A 224-nucleotide genomic window follows, 5' to 3' on the forward strand; every position below is an offset into this window, starting at 1 on the left:
GCAACGACCTGCGCTGGACCCGCCCGGTGAACTGGCCGCTGCTGCAACCGCTGGTGGCCGAGTACGGCCTGGGCCTGGGCTACGACCTCGGGGTAATCCACAACGATCGCTACAACGGCGAGTACCACGGCCGTGCCAGCAGCCATTCGCTGGAGCTGTTCGCCCGCGGCCAGCACATGGCCGCCAGCGTGACCTTCGCCCACAGCCTGGAACGCCCCGACGTG

At 69.2% G+C, this 224-nt stretch carries 1 pseudogene; it reads left to right on the forward strand.

Annotated elements, in window-relative coordinates:
• A pseudogene (locus tag AC25MA_RS25875) lies at positions 1-224 on the forward strand (ShlB/FhaC/HecB family hemolysin secretion/activation protein); the annotation flags it as partial.

This window comes from Pseudomonas sp. P65(2024), assembly GCF_057480955.1.